The sequence below is a fragment of the Halopolyspora algeriensis genome (assembly GCF_003337235.1).
GTDB classification, from domain to species: domain Bacteria; phylum Actinomycetota; class Actinomycetes; order Mycobacteriales; family Pseudonocardiaceae; genus Haloactinomyces; species Haloactinomyces algeriensis.
The window spans coordinates 396810-411440 of record NZ_QPJC01000002.1 but is presented as its reverse complement, the minus strand read 5'-3'; the positions used below and the strand labels follow the sequence as shown (position 1 = coordinate 411440).

The 14631-nt window shown below is 68.5% G+C and carries 16 protein-coding genes and 1 pseudogene; 6 read left to right on the top strand and 11 right to left on the bottom strand.

Features of this window, described 5'->3' with window-relative positions; all coding sequences use genetic code 11:
* Nucleotides 1-121: 121 nt before the first annotated feature.
* Nucleotides 122-1045, bottom strand: a complete 924-nt coding sequence (locus DFQ14_RS05185; protein WP_114451889.1) for a 3-oxoacyl-ACP reductase — start codon at nt 1043-1045, stop codon at nt 122-124.
* A gap of 291 nt (nt 1046-1336) precedes the next feature.
* On the opposite strand from DFQ14_RS05185, the gene DFQ14_RS05180 reads away from it, so the two are divergent.
* The 4 genes from DFQ14_RS05180 to casG all read left to right on the top strand — a co-directional run bounded on the left by DFQ14_RS05180 (nt 1337) and on the right by casG (nt 5479).
* The gene (locus DFQ14_RS05180) at nt 1337-2227 is read left to right on the top strand and encodes an IclR family transcriptional regulator (protein ID WP_246195348.1); all 891 of its coding nucleotides are present in this window, start codon (nt 1337-1339) and stop codon (nt 2225-2227) included.
* Between the two features lie 112 nt (nt 2228-2339).
* Nucleotides 2340-3149: a 2-keto-4-pentenoate hydratase gene (locus tag DFQ14_RS05175; RefSeq protein WP_114451888.1), complete on the top strand. Its 810-nt coding sequence runs from the start codon at nt 2340-2342 to the stop codon at nt 3147-3149.
* 40 nt (nt 3150-3189) lie between these two features.
* The gene (locus DFQ14_RS05170) at nt 3190-3846 is read left to right on the top strand and encodes a TetR/AcrR family transcriptional regulator (RefSeq protein WP_114451887.1); all 657 of its coding nucleotides are present in this window, start codon (nt 3190-3192) and stop codon (nt 3844-3846) included.
* Nucleotides 3833-5479: a steroid-24-oyl-CoA synthetase gene (gene casG, locus DFQ14_RS05165; protein WP_114451886.1), complete on the top strand. Its 1647-nt coding sequence runs from the start codon at nt 3833-3835 to the stop codon at nt 5477-5479. Before DFQ14_RS05170 ends, casG begins: the two co-directional genes overlap by 14 nt.
* Nucleotides 5480-5672: 193 nt before the next feature.
* On the opposite strand, the gene DFQ14_RS05160 is transcribed toward casG, so the two are convergent.
* The 5 genes and pseudogenes from DFQ14_RS05160 to DFQ14_RS05140 all read right to left on the bottom strand — a co-directional run bounded on the left by DFQ14_RS05160 (nt 5673) and on the right by DFQ14_RS05140 (nt 8566).
* Complete coding sequence (locus tag DFQ14_RS05160; protein WP_114451885.1) at nt 5673-6356, bottom strand: DUF4386 domain-containing protein; 684 nt, start codon at nt 6354-6356, stop codon at nt 5673-5675.
* 154 nt (nt 6357-6510) lie between these two features.
* Nucleotides 6511-6732 (bottom strand): annotated as a pseudogene (locus DFQ14_RS05155) (MFS transporter); the annotation flags it as partial.
* Nucleotides 6732-7253 carry a hypothetical protein gene (locus DFQ14_RS05150; RefSeq protein ID WP_114451884.1) on the bottom strand — a complete coding sequence of 174 codons (522 nt, stop codon included), beginning with the start codon at nt 7251-7253 and terminating at the stop codon, nt 6732-6734. The pseudogene DFQ14_RS05155 and the gene DFQ14_RS05150, both read right to left, overlap by 1 nt.
* Nucleotides 7250-8131, bottom strand: a complete 882-nt coding sequence (locus tag DFQ14_RS05145) for a TIGR03560 family F420-dependent LLM class oxidoreductase (RefSeq protein ID WP_114451883.1) — start codon at nt 8129-8131, stop codon at nt 7250-7252. The genes DFQ14_RS05150 and DFQ14_RS05145 overlap by 4 nt, the downstream gene beginning before the upstream one ends.
* Before the next feature lie 51 nt (nt 8132-8182).
* The gene (locus DFQ14_RS05140; protein ID WP_114451882.1) at nt 8183-8566 is read right to left on the bottom strand and encodes a nuclear transport factor 2 family protein; all 384 of its coding nucleotides are present in this window, start codon (nt 8564-8566) and stop codon (nt 8183-8185) included.
* A gap of 102 nt (nt 8567-8668) precedes the next feature.
* On the opposite strand from DFQ14_RS05140, the gene DFQ14_RS05135 reads away from it, so the two are divergent.
* Complete coding sequence (locus DFQ14_RS05135; protein WP_114451881.1) at nt 8669-9142, top strand: MarR family winged helix-turn-helix transcriptional regulator; 474 nt, start codon at nt 8669-8671, stop codon at nt 9140-9142.
* A gap of 223 nt (nt 9143-9365) precedes the next feature.
* Here DFQ14_RS05135 and DFQ14_RS22535 read toward each other — a convergent pair whose 3' ends face one another.
* From DFQ14_RS22535 to DFQ14_RS05125, 3 genes are all read right to left on the bottom strand, one after another.
* Nucleotides 9366-9626 (bottom strand): GNAT family N-acetyltransferase, encoded by a 261-nt coding sequence (locus tag DFQ14_RS22535; protein WP_338072578.1) that lies wholly within the window; start codon nt 9624-9626, stop codon nt 9366-9368.
* Entirely contained in the window at nt 9623-9859 is a 237-nt protein-coding gene (locus DFQ14_RS22530) for a hypothetical protein (RefSeq protein WP_338072577.1), read from the bottom strand. Before DFQ14_RS22530 ends, DFQ14_RS22535 begins: the two co-directional genes overlap by 4 nt.
* A 69-nt stretch (nt 9860-9928) precedes the next feature.
* Nucleotides 9929-10267: a tRNA-binding protein gene (locus DFQ14_RS05125; protein ID WP_114451880.1), complete on the bottom strand. Its 339-nt coding sequence runs from the start codon at nt 10265-10267 to the stop codon at nt 9929-9931.
* A 938-nt stretch (nt 10268-11205) separates the two neighbouring features.
* On the opposite strand from DFQ14_RS05125, the gene DFQ14_RS05120 reads away from it, so the two are divergent.
* Nucleotides 11206-11802, top strand: coding sequence for a DedA family protein (locus tag DFQ14_RS05120; RefSeq protein WP_158546657.1), 597 nt, complete (start codon nt 11206-11208; stop codon nt 11800-11802).
* 418 nt (nt 11803-12220) lie between these two features.
* Here the strand turns inward: DFQ14_RS05120 and DFQ14_RS05110 are convergent, their stop codons facing one another.
* Nucleotides 12221-13261 carry a zinc-binding dehydrogenase gene (locus DFQ14_RS05110; protein ID WP_114452140.1) on the bottom strand — a complete coding sequence of 347 codons (1041 nt, stop codon included), beginning with the start codon at nt 13259-13261 and terminating at the stop codon, nt 12221-12223.
* A 5-nt stretch (nt 13262-13266) separates the two neighbouring features.
* On the bottom strand, nt 13267-14574 hold the full coding sequence (locus tag DFQ14_RS05105) for an MFS transporter (protein ID WP_246195346.1): 1308 nt from the start codon (nt 14572-14574) through the stop codon (nt 13267-13269).
* Nucleotides 14575-14631: the final 57 nt, after the last annotated feature.

The following is a 14631-nucleotide window of genomic DNA, read 5'->3' as shown; positions in this document are numbered from 1 at the left end:
GCTGCCACCGGAAGACCGCCGCGGTGGGTCTCGTGCCCACCCCGCCGGGGTGTTCGACCACCACCGATGGTCACCGAGGAATACGTTGCCCACCTCGCAGGTAATCGCGTTTGCTGCCGGATCAGTTCGCGTTGTTGCCGGCACCGGTGGTGTCGAGCTCCGCGACGCTGAACGCGGCGTAGGTCCGCCACTCCGGGCGTCCCTCGAAGTACGGCGTGAGCTGGGCGTCGAGTTCCTCGACGGAGAAGGTGCCCGACTCGGCCGTGAACTTGTTCTCCACCGTCGGGGCCGCCATCAGCGCCACCATGTCGCCGTACACGATGAAGACCTGCCCGTTGATCTCGGCGGAAGCCGGCGCCGCGAGATAGGACACGAAAGTGCCGACCCGCTCCGGAGCCATGAGGTCGAGCTGGCCGCTGCCGGAATCCCCGGCGAAGACGTCCGCCGTCATGCCGGTACGCGCCCGCGGGCAGATGGCGTTGGCGGTGACGCCGTAGCGGGACAGGCCACGCGAGGTCGACAGGGTCAGCGCGGCGATCCCGGCCTTGGCCGCGGCATAGTTCGGCTGGCCCGCGGCGCCGAACAGGAACGCCTCCGAAGCAGTGTTGACGACCCGGCCGTACACCGGACCGCCCGCGGCCTTGGAGGCAGCCCGCCAGTGGGCACCGGCGGCACGCGACACCGCGGCGTGGCCCTTGAGGTGCACCCGGATGACATCGTCCCACTGCTGCTCGGTGAGGTTGAACAGCATCGTGTCGCGCAGAATCCCGGCGTTGTTGACGACGATGTCGAGACTGCCGAACGTGTCGACCGCGGCGTTCACCAGCTCCTCACCGAACGTCCAGTCGCTGACGTCGCCTTGGACGGCCAGGGCCTCGGCGCCGGCCTGCTCGATCTCCGTGGCGACCGTGTCGGCGCCGGTGCCCATGTCGTTGACGACGACATGGGCACCACGGGCCGCCAGCGCCAATGCCTCGGCCCGGCCCAGACCGGCACCGGCGCCGGTCACGATGGCGGTGCGGCCCGTGAGATCTGTCTTGCTCATCGACTCACTCCTTGTCCTGCAGTGCATGGGATCATTGCCGACCTGTGGGTCGTCGACCTTAGGAGAAGGCGTGCTCCTGCCTGGCCGACAATCCCGCTGAGTGGGGCGAACCCCGCTTGCCGCAGCCGGAGCATGCCGCCCAGCTCCTCCGTGCTGACGTGGTCGTCGAGGATCGAGTGGACCTGGTGCAGGGCGGAAGCCGAACACGATCGAAGTCTCGTCTGCGCCCCGGGTGGCCTGCTAGCTTGCCCACGAAGCGAAATTCGTTTCAGTTTTCGTGGAGGGACAACCATGTCGGCCGGCAGCGCAGAGGAGACCGATTCCCCCCGCCGCGAATTGCCGCCGTCGATGGTGGAGCGGATGACTCTGATCCTCGACGCGTTCGACGGCCCCCTGACGCGGCTGACGCTGGAGGGCGTCGCACGACGCACCCACCTGCCGCGCTCCACCGCGCACCGCATCCTCGACCAGCTGGTCAAACTGCAGTGGCTGGAACACACCTCGTTCGGTTACTCACTGGGCCGGCGCGCACTCAGCCTGGGTGGACTCGACAACGGCCACGGGGAAATCCGCGCGGCTGCCGCGACATTCCTGCACGACCTGCAGATGAGAACGGGAATGGTCGTGCAACTGGCGACTCTGGACGGCCCCGAGGTCTTCTATCTCGACAAAGTCGGCGGGCGATTCGCCGCCAGCGTCCCGTCTCGCGTCGGCGGACGCGCACCGGCACACTCCACCGCGCTGGGCAAAGCGATGCTGGCCTGGCTGGCCCCGGAGGAGGTCGACACGCTGCTCGGTACCGCGGTCGCCCGGCTGACCACTCGCACGATCAGCGACCTCGGCCTGCTGCACCAGGAACTCGACCGGATCCGCCGGCGCGGCGGACTGGCCTTCGAACGAGGGGAGTGCATCCCCACCATCGCCTGCGCCGCAGCTGCTGTGCGCGGCTCCGAAGGCCCACTGGCCGGCATCTCGCTGGTCGGACAGGTGAACACCCCGCTGGAAAAAGCCGCCCCGCTCGTGGTGCACGCGGCCCGCCAAGTGTCCCAGGCGCTGCACCCGGCCATGGAAACCCGGTGGGCACAACGCCGGATGGCGGCGGTTCCCACAGAACCCCGAAACCCGGTGCCAGGGGAGCCCCTCGACCGGATGCTCGCCGCGAAATCCAACGACCGGTTGTGAACCGCAGGAGCACGCTCGGCGACCGTGGTGGCGCTCCGGCCGAGCACCCGAACACGTCCCGGTGAGCGGGAGAGCGGTCCCGGGGCGGGCAAGCCGATGGAACCGTGAGCGCATGCTCGAGGCGACATCCCGTCAACACGCCGCCGACCTGCTCTGGCAGGCGCAGCAGGACCGCACCCCCATCGACCCGCTCACCGAACTGCTCCCCGGCATCGACGTCGTGGACGCCTACGAGATCCAGCGGCTCAACATCCGCCGCCGGCTCGACACCGGCGCACTCGTCCGCGGCCACAAGGTGGGCCTCTCCTCGCCGGTGATGCAGCAGATGATGGGTGTCGACGAGCCCGACTACGGCCACCTGCTCGACACGATGGTGCTCAGTGAAGACACCCCCGTCGACACGAGCCGCTACTGCTGCCCGAGGATCGAGGTGGAGATCGGCTACGTGCTCGGCACGACACTGCCCGGCCAGAGCTGCACCGAGGCCGACGTGCTGGCCGCCACCGAGTACGTCGCTCCGAGCCTGGAACTCATCGACAGCCGCATCAAGGACTGGAAGATCGGGCTGGCCGACACCATCGCCGACAATGCCTCCTCCGCCGGGGTGATCCTCGGCTCGACGCAGGCGGCGCCCGACGACCTCGACCTCGCCGACATCGAAGCGGTGCTCTACACCGGCGACACCGAGGTGACCCGCGGCAACAGCAGCGCGGTGCTCGGCAACCCGACCACGGCGGTGGCCTGGCTCGCCCGCAAGGTCGCGTCGTTCGGCGTGACCCTGGAAGCCGGCCACGTGATCCTGCCCGGCTCGTGCACCCGCGCCATCGACATCGGCCCCGGCGACGAGTTCCGCGCCGAGTTCGCCGGACTCGGCACCGTGACCGCCCGCATGAGCCCACGACTCGGCGAGGAGATCCCATGACCCGGGCCGCCGCACGGCCAGGACGCACGGGGAGAAACAGGTGCCACGACGATCCGGAGGCAGGCCCGCAGCCGAGCCGAGCTCTGCCGACCAGAAGGCGCGCCACCGCCGTATCGTCAGGGCGGCCGCAAGGCTGGGTACGGACAAGGGCCTGGACGGCATGCAGATGCACGACGTCGCCAAGGAGGCCGGGGTCGCCATCGCCACGCTGTACCGATACTTCCCGTCCAAAACCCACCTGTTCACCGCCGTCCTCGCGGATCAGCTGGGCCGCCTGAGCACCGAGACACCCGATCCGGCGCCGGGCCAGGACCCGGTCGATGCGGTCGCGGACCTGCTGATCGATGTCAGCAGACAGCTGCTCTTCCGTCCGCTTCTCGCGCACGCCATGCTCCAGTCCAGCCAGGCAGCGCAAGCGACCACGACGCACGACACCGACAAGATCGACCGGGCCCTCAAGGACCTGATGGCGCGGATGTTGCGAATCCGGCACCCCACGACCCACGACATCACCCTGATCCGGTTGGTCGAGCAGTGTTGGTACGGCGTGCTGATGTCCACTCTCAACGGCCGGACCTCGATGACCGATGCCGAACCGGAGATCCGGCTCGCCTGCCACCTGCTCCTGGCCCCACGCTCCAACGCGGACGAGTGCTCCGTTGACGCAGACGAGGAGAAGCCCGATGCCCACTCGTGACGAAGCCATGACACGACTGACCGCCCCCGGCGCACCCTTCGAGATCCGCCTCGAAGACGTGCTCGGCGAGCAGCTCGAGGTCTTCGCGCATCGACAGCGGTCGCTGGGGGAGCTGCTGCGCGCCTCACGCAGGTTCGGCACCCGGGAATACCTCGTCACCCGGGAAAGCCGCCTCACCTTCACCGAGCACTACGAGCAGGTCGCCGCACTGGCCCGCGCACTGCGCGAGGACTACGGCGTGAGCAAGGGCGACCGGGTGGCACTCTGCAGCGCCAACTGCCCGGAGTGGGTCGTCGGCTTCTGGGCGGCCGTATCGCTCGGCGCCATCGCGGTCGGGATGAACTCGATGTGGGCCGGACCGGAGATCGCCCACAGCATCGGACTCACCGACCCGAAAGTCCTGATCGCCGACGCGCGCCGTCGTGCGCTGATCGACGCCCCCGACCTGCCCGTGCTCTCCGTCGAGGAAGACATCCCCGGCCTCATCGACCGATACCGCGGCGCGGACCCGGCCGAGGAAACCGTCGACGAGGACGACCCCGCGGTCATCCTCTTCACCAGCGGCACCACCGGCCGACCCAAGGGAGCCACGCACTCCCACCGCAACGTCATCGCGGCCCTGTGGTTCAACCTCCTCAACGATGCTGTCGCCACACAACTGGGACACCCCCCGACAGACCGGCGCTTCCTGCTGGCCACACCGCTGTTCCACATCGCCGCGCTGCACAACCTGGCCGTCGTCCGACTGGCCGCCGGCGACACCGCCGTCATGCACCTGGGCCGGTTCGACATCGACCGGGTGCTGCGGCTCATCGAGCAGGAGCAGGTCACCAACTGGGGCGCGGTCCCCACGATGCTCTCCCGCCTGGTGGAGCTCGGTGACCGGATCACCGACTACGACCTGAGCTCACTGCGCACCCTGTCGATCAACAGCGCACCGTCGTCAGCGCACCTGAAGGAACGACTGCGCCGGACCCTGCCCGAAGCCGGACAATCCCTGGGCACGACGTACGGCATGACGGAATCGTCGACGGCGGCCACTCTCGCTTCCCCCGCCGAGCTGCGGGAGGACCCCAACACCGTCGGCCGACCGGTGCCGACCTTGCAACTGCAGGTGCGCGACGCCGACGACAACCCGGTCCCCGACGGCACCGAAGGAGAGATCCACCTCCGCGGCGCCCAACTGATGCTCGGCTACTGGCGCAACCCGGAAGCGACCACGGCCTCCACCGACCCACATCGCTGGTACCGCACCGGCGACCTCGGCACGATCATCGACGGGCACCTGCACCTCTCCAGCCGCCGCTCGGATCTGATCCTGCGCGGAGGAGAGAACATCTATCCCGCCGAGGTGGAAGACCGGATCGCCACCCACCCTGCGGTACTGGAATGCCTCGTGTTCGGCATCTCCGACGACGACTGGGGACAGGAAGTCGCCGCCGTGGTGGTACTGCGACCCGGCACCGAAGTCACCGCCGAGGAACTGCACGCCCACACCAGCGCCGGCATCGCGCACTACAAAGTGCCGGCAAAATGGGAGATCACCACCAAGGAACTGCCCCGCAACGCCATCGGCAAAGTGAACCGCGAGGACATCCGGAAAGCCTGGGAAACCTCCGAGCGGACCGGTTAGAAATTCCCCACTGCCTTCCCCCCGCACCCTCGGATCCGCGGCAGGGTCGCACGGCCTGCCACGACGCGGCTCGGGGTCGAACCGGCCGAGCTACCCGATGGAGACAACCGCCACAACGCCGTCACGGTACGGTGGCCAAGGCGTTGGGCGCCAACAGCTGACCGGTAGCGAACCGACCTGTGGGCGCGGTGATTCAGGCGGTGGCACGGGTGCGGCTGAGCGGTAGGGCGATGCTGGCTGCGACCAGCCAAAGCAGACCGCCGAATCGCACCACGGGCAGGAGCGGGCCGAGCGCGGGCACCAGCAGCACGAGCACGGCTACGGCGCCGAACACGGCGATGACGAGTCCGGCGAGGGCCAGCCAGCGGGGCAGCAACCGCAGGATCAGCGCCGGTACGGCGACGCCGGCGATCAGCAGGCCGAACGCCGCCGCGAACAACGGGCCACCCGCCCCGAAGGCCAACAGCGTGAACGCCCGGGCCAGCGTCGCGTCGGCGGCCGGAGCCACGGCGCCCGCGGTCCAACTCGCCAGGCCGCTGACCGCCAGAGCCACCACGGCGGTGACCCCGCCGACCAGCCCGATGGTCGGCCCGGCCACGCGGGCCCCGAGGGCGTGCAGGCGCTGGTGCACCGTGGCGGCCCATACCGCCAGCGGCACCGCCGACGCGACCAGCAGTGCTGCCGAGACCATGGCGAGCAGGGGAGCGGACTGCAGGGTGGTCTGGATCGAGGCGGCGTCAGCGCTCGGGCGGGTGCCCGGATGCAGAGCGGCTCCGGCGATGGTCAGGCCGGCCCAGGCGAGCGCGGGAACGGGTAGGGGCGGCCCCGCGCGGTGGGGCCGATTCGGGCGAGCAGGGGCGGTGGTGCTCGTAGTCATGGGCACTCCTCGTGCGCGGTAGTGATCGTTCTTGTCAGGGTTCGGACTGCCGGCAGTCCGGGGATCCGCTGCCGTCGTTCGCGTCGACCGGTTTGTTGGCGTTGACGAGTACCGCGGCGAGAACCGCCGCGGTGGTCAGAATCCCGGCGGTCTGGTCGGCGACCCGACCGCCGAACAACACCAGACCGCCGAAGGCCAGGGTGTAGGCGGTGATCACCCAGTGCCGATCGGCGGCGGCGATGTTCAGGTCGGCTTGGGCCGAGGGCAGGGCGATGGTCACGATGGTGGCGTCCAGGGCCACCCTCAGCTGAGCCAGCGCGATGAACACCAGCGCGACCCAGCGCCGTGCCTGTGGCCGTGCTGCGGCGATGCACATCAGGACCGTCCCTTGCGGATCCGGCCCCACGGCTTGTACACGGCCAGGATCACCGCGATCAGCAACCCGGCCGGGGACACGACGGGCGGAAAGATCAGTTCGGTGATAGCGAACGTGAGCGGTTCTCCCGTGGTGAGACCGCGGCCGTGCCGCACGGCAGCGGTCACCGTCGGCTGCAGGGCCAGCGGCACCAGCAGCACGAACACGACGTTGATGACCAGCTTGACGGCGACCCACCAGTACCGCACCAACCCGTACTTCGTACCCAACCCCAGCACGATCCCGCTGGCCAGACAGACCAGGCCCGCGCTGAGTAGCGGCCAGATCGCGAACAGCCCGAGCGCTTGGTACGACACTGCGGCTGTGCGGGCGTTGTCGGTGAGCAGGGCCGTGAACACCAGGACCGCCAGCACCACGTCGATGCCGATCCACGCCCCGGCAGTGACGATGTGCAGCACCAGCACGCCTTTCCTTCTGCGCGGTCCCAGGCGCCGACCGCGGGCCGCGGCGGGACTGCTCATCGCGTACCGCCCATCGGATCCACCGCGGTGGCCTCGGCCAGCGTCTCCACGGTGTCCCCAGTCCAGGCACCGGCGGTGATGGCGACCACATGCTGGATGCCCAACTCGGCCAGCTCGGCGCAGCGCCGGGCGAAGCCGACTGCGGACTCACCCGGCTCCAGGCGCGTGCTCACCGTCTTGTCGATCGCGTCGTAATCCCGTCCGGCCGCGGCGCACTGCTTGGCCAGCACGGCCAGCTTGCGGGTGATGGTCCGGCCGCCATCGGGGACGTCGAACAGGTTGCACGCATCGGCGTGGCGGGCGACCAGCGGCAGGGTACGGTGTTCGCCCATACCGCCGATCAAGATCGGTGGGTGCGGCCGGGTCACCTGCGCGGGACTGCTGACCGGATGCTCGAGCCGGTAGTGACGACCCGCGAAGGCCGCGTCGTCACCGGCCCACATCTGTTCGGTGAGTTGCAGGATCTCTTCCAGATGGGCGAACCGCTCGGGCATCGAGGCCACCGGCAGACCCATCGCGCGGGCCTCGTCGTTGTGATATCCAGCCCCGATGCCGAGCCAAGCTCGCCCGCTGGAGAGCACGTCGAGAGTGGTCACGGCCTTGACCAGCAGGGCGGGGGGCCGGTTCAGTGCGCCGGTGACCATGGTGCCGAGCCGTACCCGGCGGGTCTGCGCGGCGAGGAATCCCAGCGTGGTGTATGCCTCGAGCATCTCGGCCCGCGGGTGGCTGGTGGGGTCGGCCTGCAGCAGATGATCCGGCACCCACACGGTGTCCAGACCACTCCGGTCGGCGGCGCGGGCGATGCGCCCGAGCTGTCCGGCCAGGTTCGCGGGCCCGCCGGGCCACGAGTAGTTGGTGATGTTCAGGCTGATGCGCATTGGAGTTCTCTTCCTGGGCGGCAGGTCACGAGCTCCGATGGCGGGAGGGGACTACCGGCTGGGCAGGTTCGACAGCTGAATGTGGGCGATCGACCACCCGCGGTCCCCGTCGACCAGCACGGCGGAAAGCCGGAAGCTCCCGTCGACGGAATGGCCGCGGTAGGTGGCCTGCTGGTTCTGCACCCCCACGGCGATCGCGGTGCTGGTATAGGTGCGCACCGCCGTCTCGTCGACGGCGAACTCCTCGTTCACCAGCTCTCCGGCGTTGTAGCGGGCCACCCACTGCTGCTTGTCCAGCACGAACCCGTGCGGGCCAATGCCGGTGAAGTCGTCGGTCAGCAACGTGCGCAGCGTCGCGGCGTCGCCGGAACCCTCCGCAGCGGCCCAGCTCTGCACCACGTCGCGCACCTGGGCACAGCGGTCACGGTCTGCCATCGTCCTTCTCCTTCGTGCTCCGGGGAACACCATAAACGATAGATATCTAATCATTAGTCGTCAATGAGTTATATGGCAAACGGTTCGTGATAACGTGCGATCATGCCCGCAGGACCCGCCAACCCCCCACTCGGCCTGCAGCTCGCCGACACCGCCCGAACCATCAGCCGGGCCTTCGACGACGCCCTCACCGCTGCAGGCGGTTCCCGACCGACCTGGCTGGTCCTGATGGCCCTGAAGAAGCAACCCACGGCCAACCAGCGCCAGCTCGCCGCCGCAGTAGGCATCCAGGGCGCCACCCTGACCCACCACCTCAACGCCATGGAATCCGCCGGCCTGCTCACCCGGCGCCGAGACCCGGCCAACCGACGGGTCCACCTGGTCGAGCTCACCGAGCACGGCGAGAACGCCTTCCACGACCTGCGCCGGGCAGCCGTCGCCTTCGACGAACAACTGCGCAGCGGCCTGGACACCGACGACGTCGAGCGCCTCCGCGACCTACTTGCCCGCCTCCAGGCCAACGTCGCAGGCCCGCGCGACTCCGGCCACCAGCCAGGCGAGGCGCCGACCGCATGACCGTGCCTCGCTCACCAACCCGAAACACACCGGTGCGCACGTCCCGGGGCGACCTTCCGCAGCGCCCCCCACCGCTCGATCTGTGTCGGGTCCCGCTGTGTTCAGAAGAGCAGGCAGCAGTGACATCCCCGCCGGGGAAGTGGTACCGTGCACGCCACCGGAGGATGAACACCAACCTCACCAGACCACCCGGGCGAACACCTCCCGTGCAGTCCTGCCTTCGTCACACGAGGGACTTTTCGAACCAGTGCTCGGCGTGGGGAGAGTCCGAATACGGTGCGATCTCGACATAGTCGTGCTTGGCGTACAGGCGGCGCGCCTCGACGAGATCGTGACGGGTGTCCAGCCGCATGCTCGTGGCACCGAGCGCACGAGCTTTCCTCTCCGCCGCATCGAGGAGCAGCCCACCGCCCCCTCGACCACGCACCTCGGAACGGAGAAACATCCGCTTGAGCTCGGCGACGTGCGTGCCGAGGAGCTTCACACCCACACACCCGGCCGGGCGATCGGCATACCGCGCCAGCAGGAAACCCCCGACGGAGCAGCCAACGCATCGCTGGGGTCCTCGGCCATGGCGGCATCGATCTCGTCCGCACCGGCGGGGTGGTGGGTGTAGCGGCTGATCACCTCGGCGAAATAGGTACGCAACATATCGGCAGCATCCCGGTCGGAGACCGGCACATCGGTGACCGTCCACAGCGGCGTCGAGGAAAGCACACTGCTCATTGTCGACGACCCGTCCAGTTGTTTTTTGATCCGGCCCGGGTGTCCACACAGGACTCCTCGTCACAGAAGTCGAGTACCGTTCGGAACAGGGTGATCGAAACCGGCGAGGACGACTTTCCCGTCCTGGTCATGAGCACCGGTCACGAGGACTTCGGACTTGACGCCGGCGACCCGCCTGGGCTCGAAATTGCACACGCACAGCACCTGACGTCCGATCAAGGTCTCGGTGGGGTAGTGCTCGGTGATTTGCGCGCTGGAGGTCTTCATACCGCCGAACTCGCCGAGATCCACCGTCAGCACGTAGGCGGGCTTGCGTGCTTTCGCATTCGGGACCGCGTCGACCACCGTGCCGACACGCAACTCGACCTTGTCGAAGTCGTCCCACTCGATCATCGCCATGGTCTGATCCTGGCATGCGGCAGGAGAGGCCTTTCGACGGCATTACTTGACATAATGTATCTTATCGGCACTTTGGGAGCGGCAGAGCACGAGCCCGAGAGGGGTTTCTCGGCGGCCTCGCGACTCCGTGCAACGCAAGACCACCGGCTGCCGTCGGCGCCGATTCGGTGATCTCCGCGCGGCCGCCGCGAGTGCCGGCCCGCACGGGACGCGTGCGACAGCACGAGCCGGGCGCTGTGCCGGTGTGCCTGCCTTGCCGCATCCCTGCGAGGCACTTTTTCCGCGTGCGGCCAGGCCAGCGCTGGTGGCGGACACAGGGTCGGCCTCTCAAGAGGGACTTCACTGTCCCCATATTCGTCACAGTGACGAAGAGGCGGTGCTGTAGTCGGGCGCCTTCCATTGCTCCATGCAGCGCGACGCGACGGCGGCATCGGCTTCTTGTGATCATCCGCAAGGCCCGGAAGCCGCCGGTCCCGGATACTGCCGAGCCGACTCCACAGCGGTGCACGAGCCGACGCCAAGGCCGGACGCGAGCCACTCGGCGCAGCTCTGTGGCCGGCTTTCAACGATGCGGCCAAGTGCCGTCCCCTGCCGTACGTGCCCCTCCTCTCTCCTTCTCCAAGTGATGGATAATAAACGTTATCCATCACTTCGGTGTGTTCTCGATCGTGCCGGTCGTGCTGTGCCCGGCCCTGCTCTCACCGAGCACCCTCGGGGCATCCTGGTCGGCGGATCTTTCCGGGCCACCGGACGAGTGTCTTGCCTGCCGACGGCTCTCCCGTCCTGCGTGCTCGGGAGCGGCTGACGGTGATCCCCTCCCCCTGATCCCCGAAGCAGTTTCGAGTGGTCGGCGGAGTGCGCCGCTACGGCGTTGTCGGTATCGGCCACGGCGCAACCGCGCGCGGGTCATGGCTGCGCGACGCGGGTACGTACATACGGTGTTCGACTTCATCACACAGTGGATCTCCGGGTCGCCGGTCACCTATCCCGTGATCTCTGCGCTGGCCGTTCTCGACATCATCGGTATTGTGCCCGCCGAGACGGTGGTCATCACCGCGACGCTGATTGCCCTGCACGGCGACCTGTGGGTCGTGGGCGTGGCCGCCGCTGCCGTCGTCGGGGCCTTGGTCGGCGACAACATCCTGTACTTGATCGGCCAGTACGGCGGCGGACGTTTGGTCAACTACCTCTTTCGGAGCGATAGATCTCGGCAGCGCCTGGATTGGGCGCGTCGGCGGATGCATCGGCACCGCAACGTCATCATCATCGGCGGACGGTTTCTTCCCGGCGGTCGCACTGTGGTGATGTTCGCCGCGGGAACTCTGCGAGTACCGTGGCGCCGCTTCATCCTCGCCGACGTGGTCGCCGTCGTCCTATGGGCGGGATACCACGTGGGCGCAACCGTGGCGTTCGGCGAGGCGTTCTCGGGCAAGCCGTGGCTGACCCTGCTGCTGTCAGTGGCCGTAGGAATCACGCTCGGCGCCGCCGCGGAGGTGATACGCCGCTTCTCCGAACGACAGAACCAGCAAGCATGAACAGGTCCACAGTCGTTCGAGCAGTTCAGCCACCCGTACGTGCCGTCCGGCGATTGCCCGGCCGACTGCCGCCGGTATCGGGCTTCGAGTTGTTCCCGTGAGCACGGTGACCCGCCGGTCCAGACATGCAGTCGCACGTCGTTGAATACGGAGAAAGCCTCCGAGGCATGCTCGACCCGCAGTGGCTCCAGCTGCTGCAGTGACCACCGGCCCTCCCAGCGCTATCGCAGATGAGCAAGTGGAGCCACCGCGCCGGCGGGCGGTGTTCTCCGAGATCGTCGAGCACGCTACCGCAGACAGGCACCGACTATCTGCGAAACCAGCACTACCCCACCCCACCTCGGCACCGCACTCCCCTGACGTACGGAAAGGGTCCGCGGGCGATCGCGCACCATCCGGTTGCGCGGTCGGTGCTGGATCAGACGGTAAGGACGATCTTGCCGACGTGGTGGTGGTTGAGAAAGGCCTGTTGGGCGTGGTGAATGTCGGTCAACGGGTAGCGCGCGGCGATGCGGGGGCGGAGGGTGCCGTTCGCGGCGATGCGGGCGAGCCGGCGGAAGTGTGCCCGGGTGTGCATCGAGGACCCGATGAGTTGCCGGTTATGCAGGTATAGCCGACGCAGATCGACAGTCACGACCGGCCCGGCGACCGCACCGGCGATGACCCAGCGTCCGTCGTCGCGCACCAGAGGCATCAACTGGTCGAGAAACGCCCCGCCGGCGACGTCGGCGACCGCGTCGAGATGTTGCCCACCGGCCGCTGCGGCGACCGCGTCGGTGAGGTCACCGGTCTCGCGGGAGACGACCGAGGTGGCTCCGGCGGCCCGGACCGCATCCTGTTTCGCGCCGCTGGTCAGGGCTATCACCCTGGCCTCGCGGGCGGCTGCGAGCTGAACCAGTGCCAACCCCACCCCGCCGGAGGCCCCGGTGACCAGCACGGTCTCCCCGGGCTCGATCCCGGCACGTTCGAGCATGCCCAGCGCTGTGCCGTAGGCGACCGGCAGGCAGGCCAGCTCTTCATCCGATAGCGGCGAGTCGCTCATGTCATGGACCTGGTCCGCTGCCACTGCGACATAGTCGGCGAAGCCACCATCGGCCTCGCTGCCGAGCAGCCCGGCCGGGGGCGCGTCGTCTCCCTCGTGTGCGTAGAGGGCCGGATCGACGAGTACGCGACAGTTCCTCCACCCTGCAGGCACTCCGGTTCCGACGTCGGCGACCACCCCCGCGATGTCACCGCCCTGTACCCGGGGAAACGAGAGTTCCCCACGCCATCCCGCTGAGGCGTCGGGATCGCCGGGCAGTCCGTATGCACCTTCCCGCGTCCAGATGTCGGTGTTGTTCATCGCTGCAGCGGTGACCCGTACCAGCACCTGGCCGGTGCCAGCGACCGGTGCCTGCCAGTCGGTGCGTACGTCGAGCATGTCCGGCCCACCGTGTCCTCTCAGGACAGCCGCGGTCATCGTCGTCATTGCTGCGTCCTTCCGGTCGGGGTCGTCGTGTGTTGCCTGCGGTGGTGGTTCTGCCCGGAGTCGGTGAGTGGCGGTCGTGGCGTGCGGTGGGTGAGCACGATGGCGGTTCCGACAAACGGTACGAGTGCGGCTGCGGCGGCGCTGAGCCAGGACACCGCCGTGGCCAGGGGGTACCAGAGGGTCAGGAGGCCGATGGTGATCGCCGGTCCTCCGGCGCCGAGATAGAACGCGAGATACAGCGTGGAGTTGATCGCCGCGCGTTTGCCCGCCGGTGCGGCCGCATCGATGGCAGCGGAAGCCCCGCCGTAGGCCAGTCCGTGTCCGATTCCGGCTGCCACGGCCGCGAGCACGGTGACAGGTACCGAGCCCCCGCCGGTCCAGGACAGGGTGCCGAGACTGATCAAGAGGGCGCTGAGGCCGGTGAGCTGTGCCAGGCTTGCGCCGCAGCGGGCCACGAGGGGTTGGGACAGTACGGAGCTGGCCAGTACGGCGCCGACGACGCCTCCGATGGTCGCCAGATTGTCGATCTGGGCTGTTCGACTGAGTATTGTCGGTATGACCGCCAAAAAGAGACCGGCGACGGTCCAGGCGAGAAAGCCGGTCGCCGCAGCGGTGGTGAACAGCAGGTGCATGCCGCCCGGTATGTGCGGTCGCGTGGGCCTCCAGCGGCGCACGCGCGACGCGGGGACGGCCAGGGTGGAGATGCGGCTCCACCCGATCGCCAGCAGGACCAGGTGCACCCCGTACGGCAGCACCTGCGGTGCCGGAGCGTACTGCGCCAGCGCACCCGCGGCGATCGGGCCCGCGGCGGTGCCGGCCACGAACGCCGTGCTGGCCAGCACCGATGCCCGGGCTCGGTTTCCTGCGGGAGCAGGTTCCGTGATCAACGCGGTGGCTGCTCCCGTGGCCGCGCCCAACGCCAGCCCTTGCGCGGCGCGGCCGGCCAGCAGCCAGCTCGGGCCGGTCGCGAGTGCGAAGCAACCTGAGGCGAGCGCGGCCACCACCACACTGATCCGCAGCACTGCTCGACACCCGAACGTATCCGCCGCCGACCCGAACAGCAGCAGCGCGGGCGCGCTGACCAGCGCGAACATCGCATAGATCAGTGTCATCGTCAGGTCGCTGAACCCGAAGGCGTGCTGATAGCTCGGATACAGCGGACTGGGCAGGTATGCCCCGGCCGTGAGTACCACCAGCAGGTATACCGCCGTGCGCACCTCGCGCGTGTCGCGGCGAGTCCGGTGCACGATCCGGCTGTGGGAGGCACCGGCACAACCATCGTCGAAGATCCCTTTAAGCAGCACACTCCCAGCGTGGCGCGCACAATTGGTGAAGAGAAGCAAACGTTCATACACGCAACC

Bases quoted from the DNA above. Each gene is read 5' to 3' on its own strand.
- DFQ14_RS05185 (WP_114451889.1), bottom strand. From the start codon at position 1,045: ATGAGCAAGACAGATCTCACGGGCCGCACCGCCATCGTGACCGGCGCC.
- DFQ14_RS05180 (WP_246195348.1), top strand. From the start codon at position 1,337: ATGTCGGCCGGCAGCGCAGAGGAGACCGATTCCCCCCGCCGCGAATTG.
- DFQ14_RS05175 (WP_114451888.1), top strand. From the start codon at position 2,340: ATGCTCGAGGCGACATCCCGTCAACACGCCGCCGACCTGCTCTGGCAG.
- casG (WP_114451886.1), top strand. From the start codon at position 3,833: ATGCCCACTCGTGACGAAGCCATGACACGACTGACCGCCCCCGGCGCA.
- DFQ14_RS05160 (WP_114451885.1), bottom strand. From the start codon at position 6,356: ATGACTACGAGCACCACCGCCCCTGCTCGCCCGAATCGGCCCCACCGC.
- DFQ14_RS05150 (WP_114451884.1), bottom strand. From the start codon at position 7,253: ATGAGCAGTCCCGCCGCGGCCCGCGGTCGGCGCCTGGGACCGCGCAGA.
- DFQ14_RS05145 (WP_114451883.1), bottom strand. From the start codon at position 8,131: ATGCGCATCAGCCTGAACATCACCAACTACTCGTGGCCCGGCGGGCCC.
- DFQ14_RS05140 (WP_114451882.1), bottom strand. From the start codon at position 8,566: ATGGCAGACCGTGACCGCTGTGCCCAGGTGCGCGACGTGGTGCAGAGC.
- DFQ14_RS05135 (WP_114451881.1), top strand. From the start codon at position 8,669: ATGCCCGCAGGACCCGCCAACCCCCCACTCGGCCTGCAGCTCGCCGAC.
- DFQ14_RS05125 (WP_114451880.1), bottom strand. From the start codon at position 10,267: ATGGCGATGATCGAGTGGGACGACTTCGACAAGGTCGAGTTGCGTGTC.
- DFQ14_RS05110 (WP_114452140.1), bottom strand. From the start codon at position 13,261: ATGACCGCGGCTGTCCTGAGAGGACACGGTGGGCCGGACATGCTCGAC.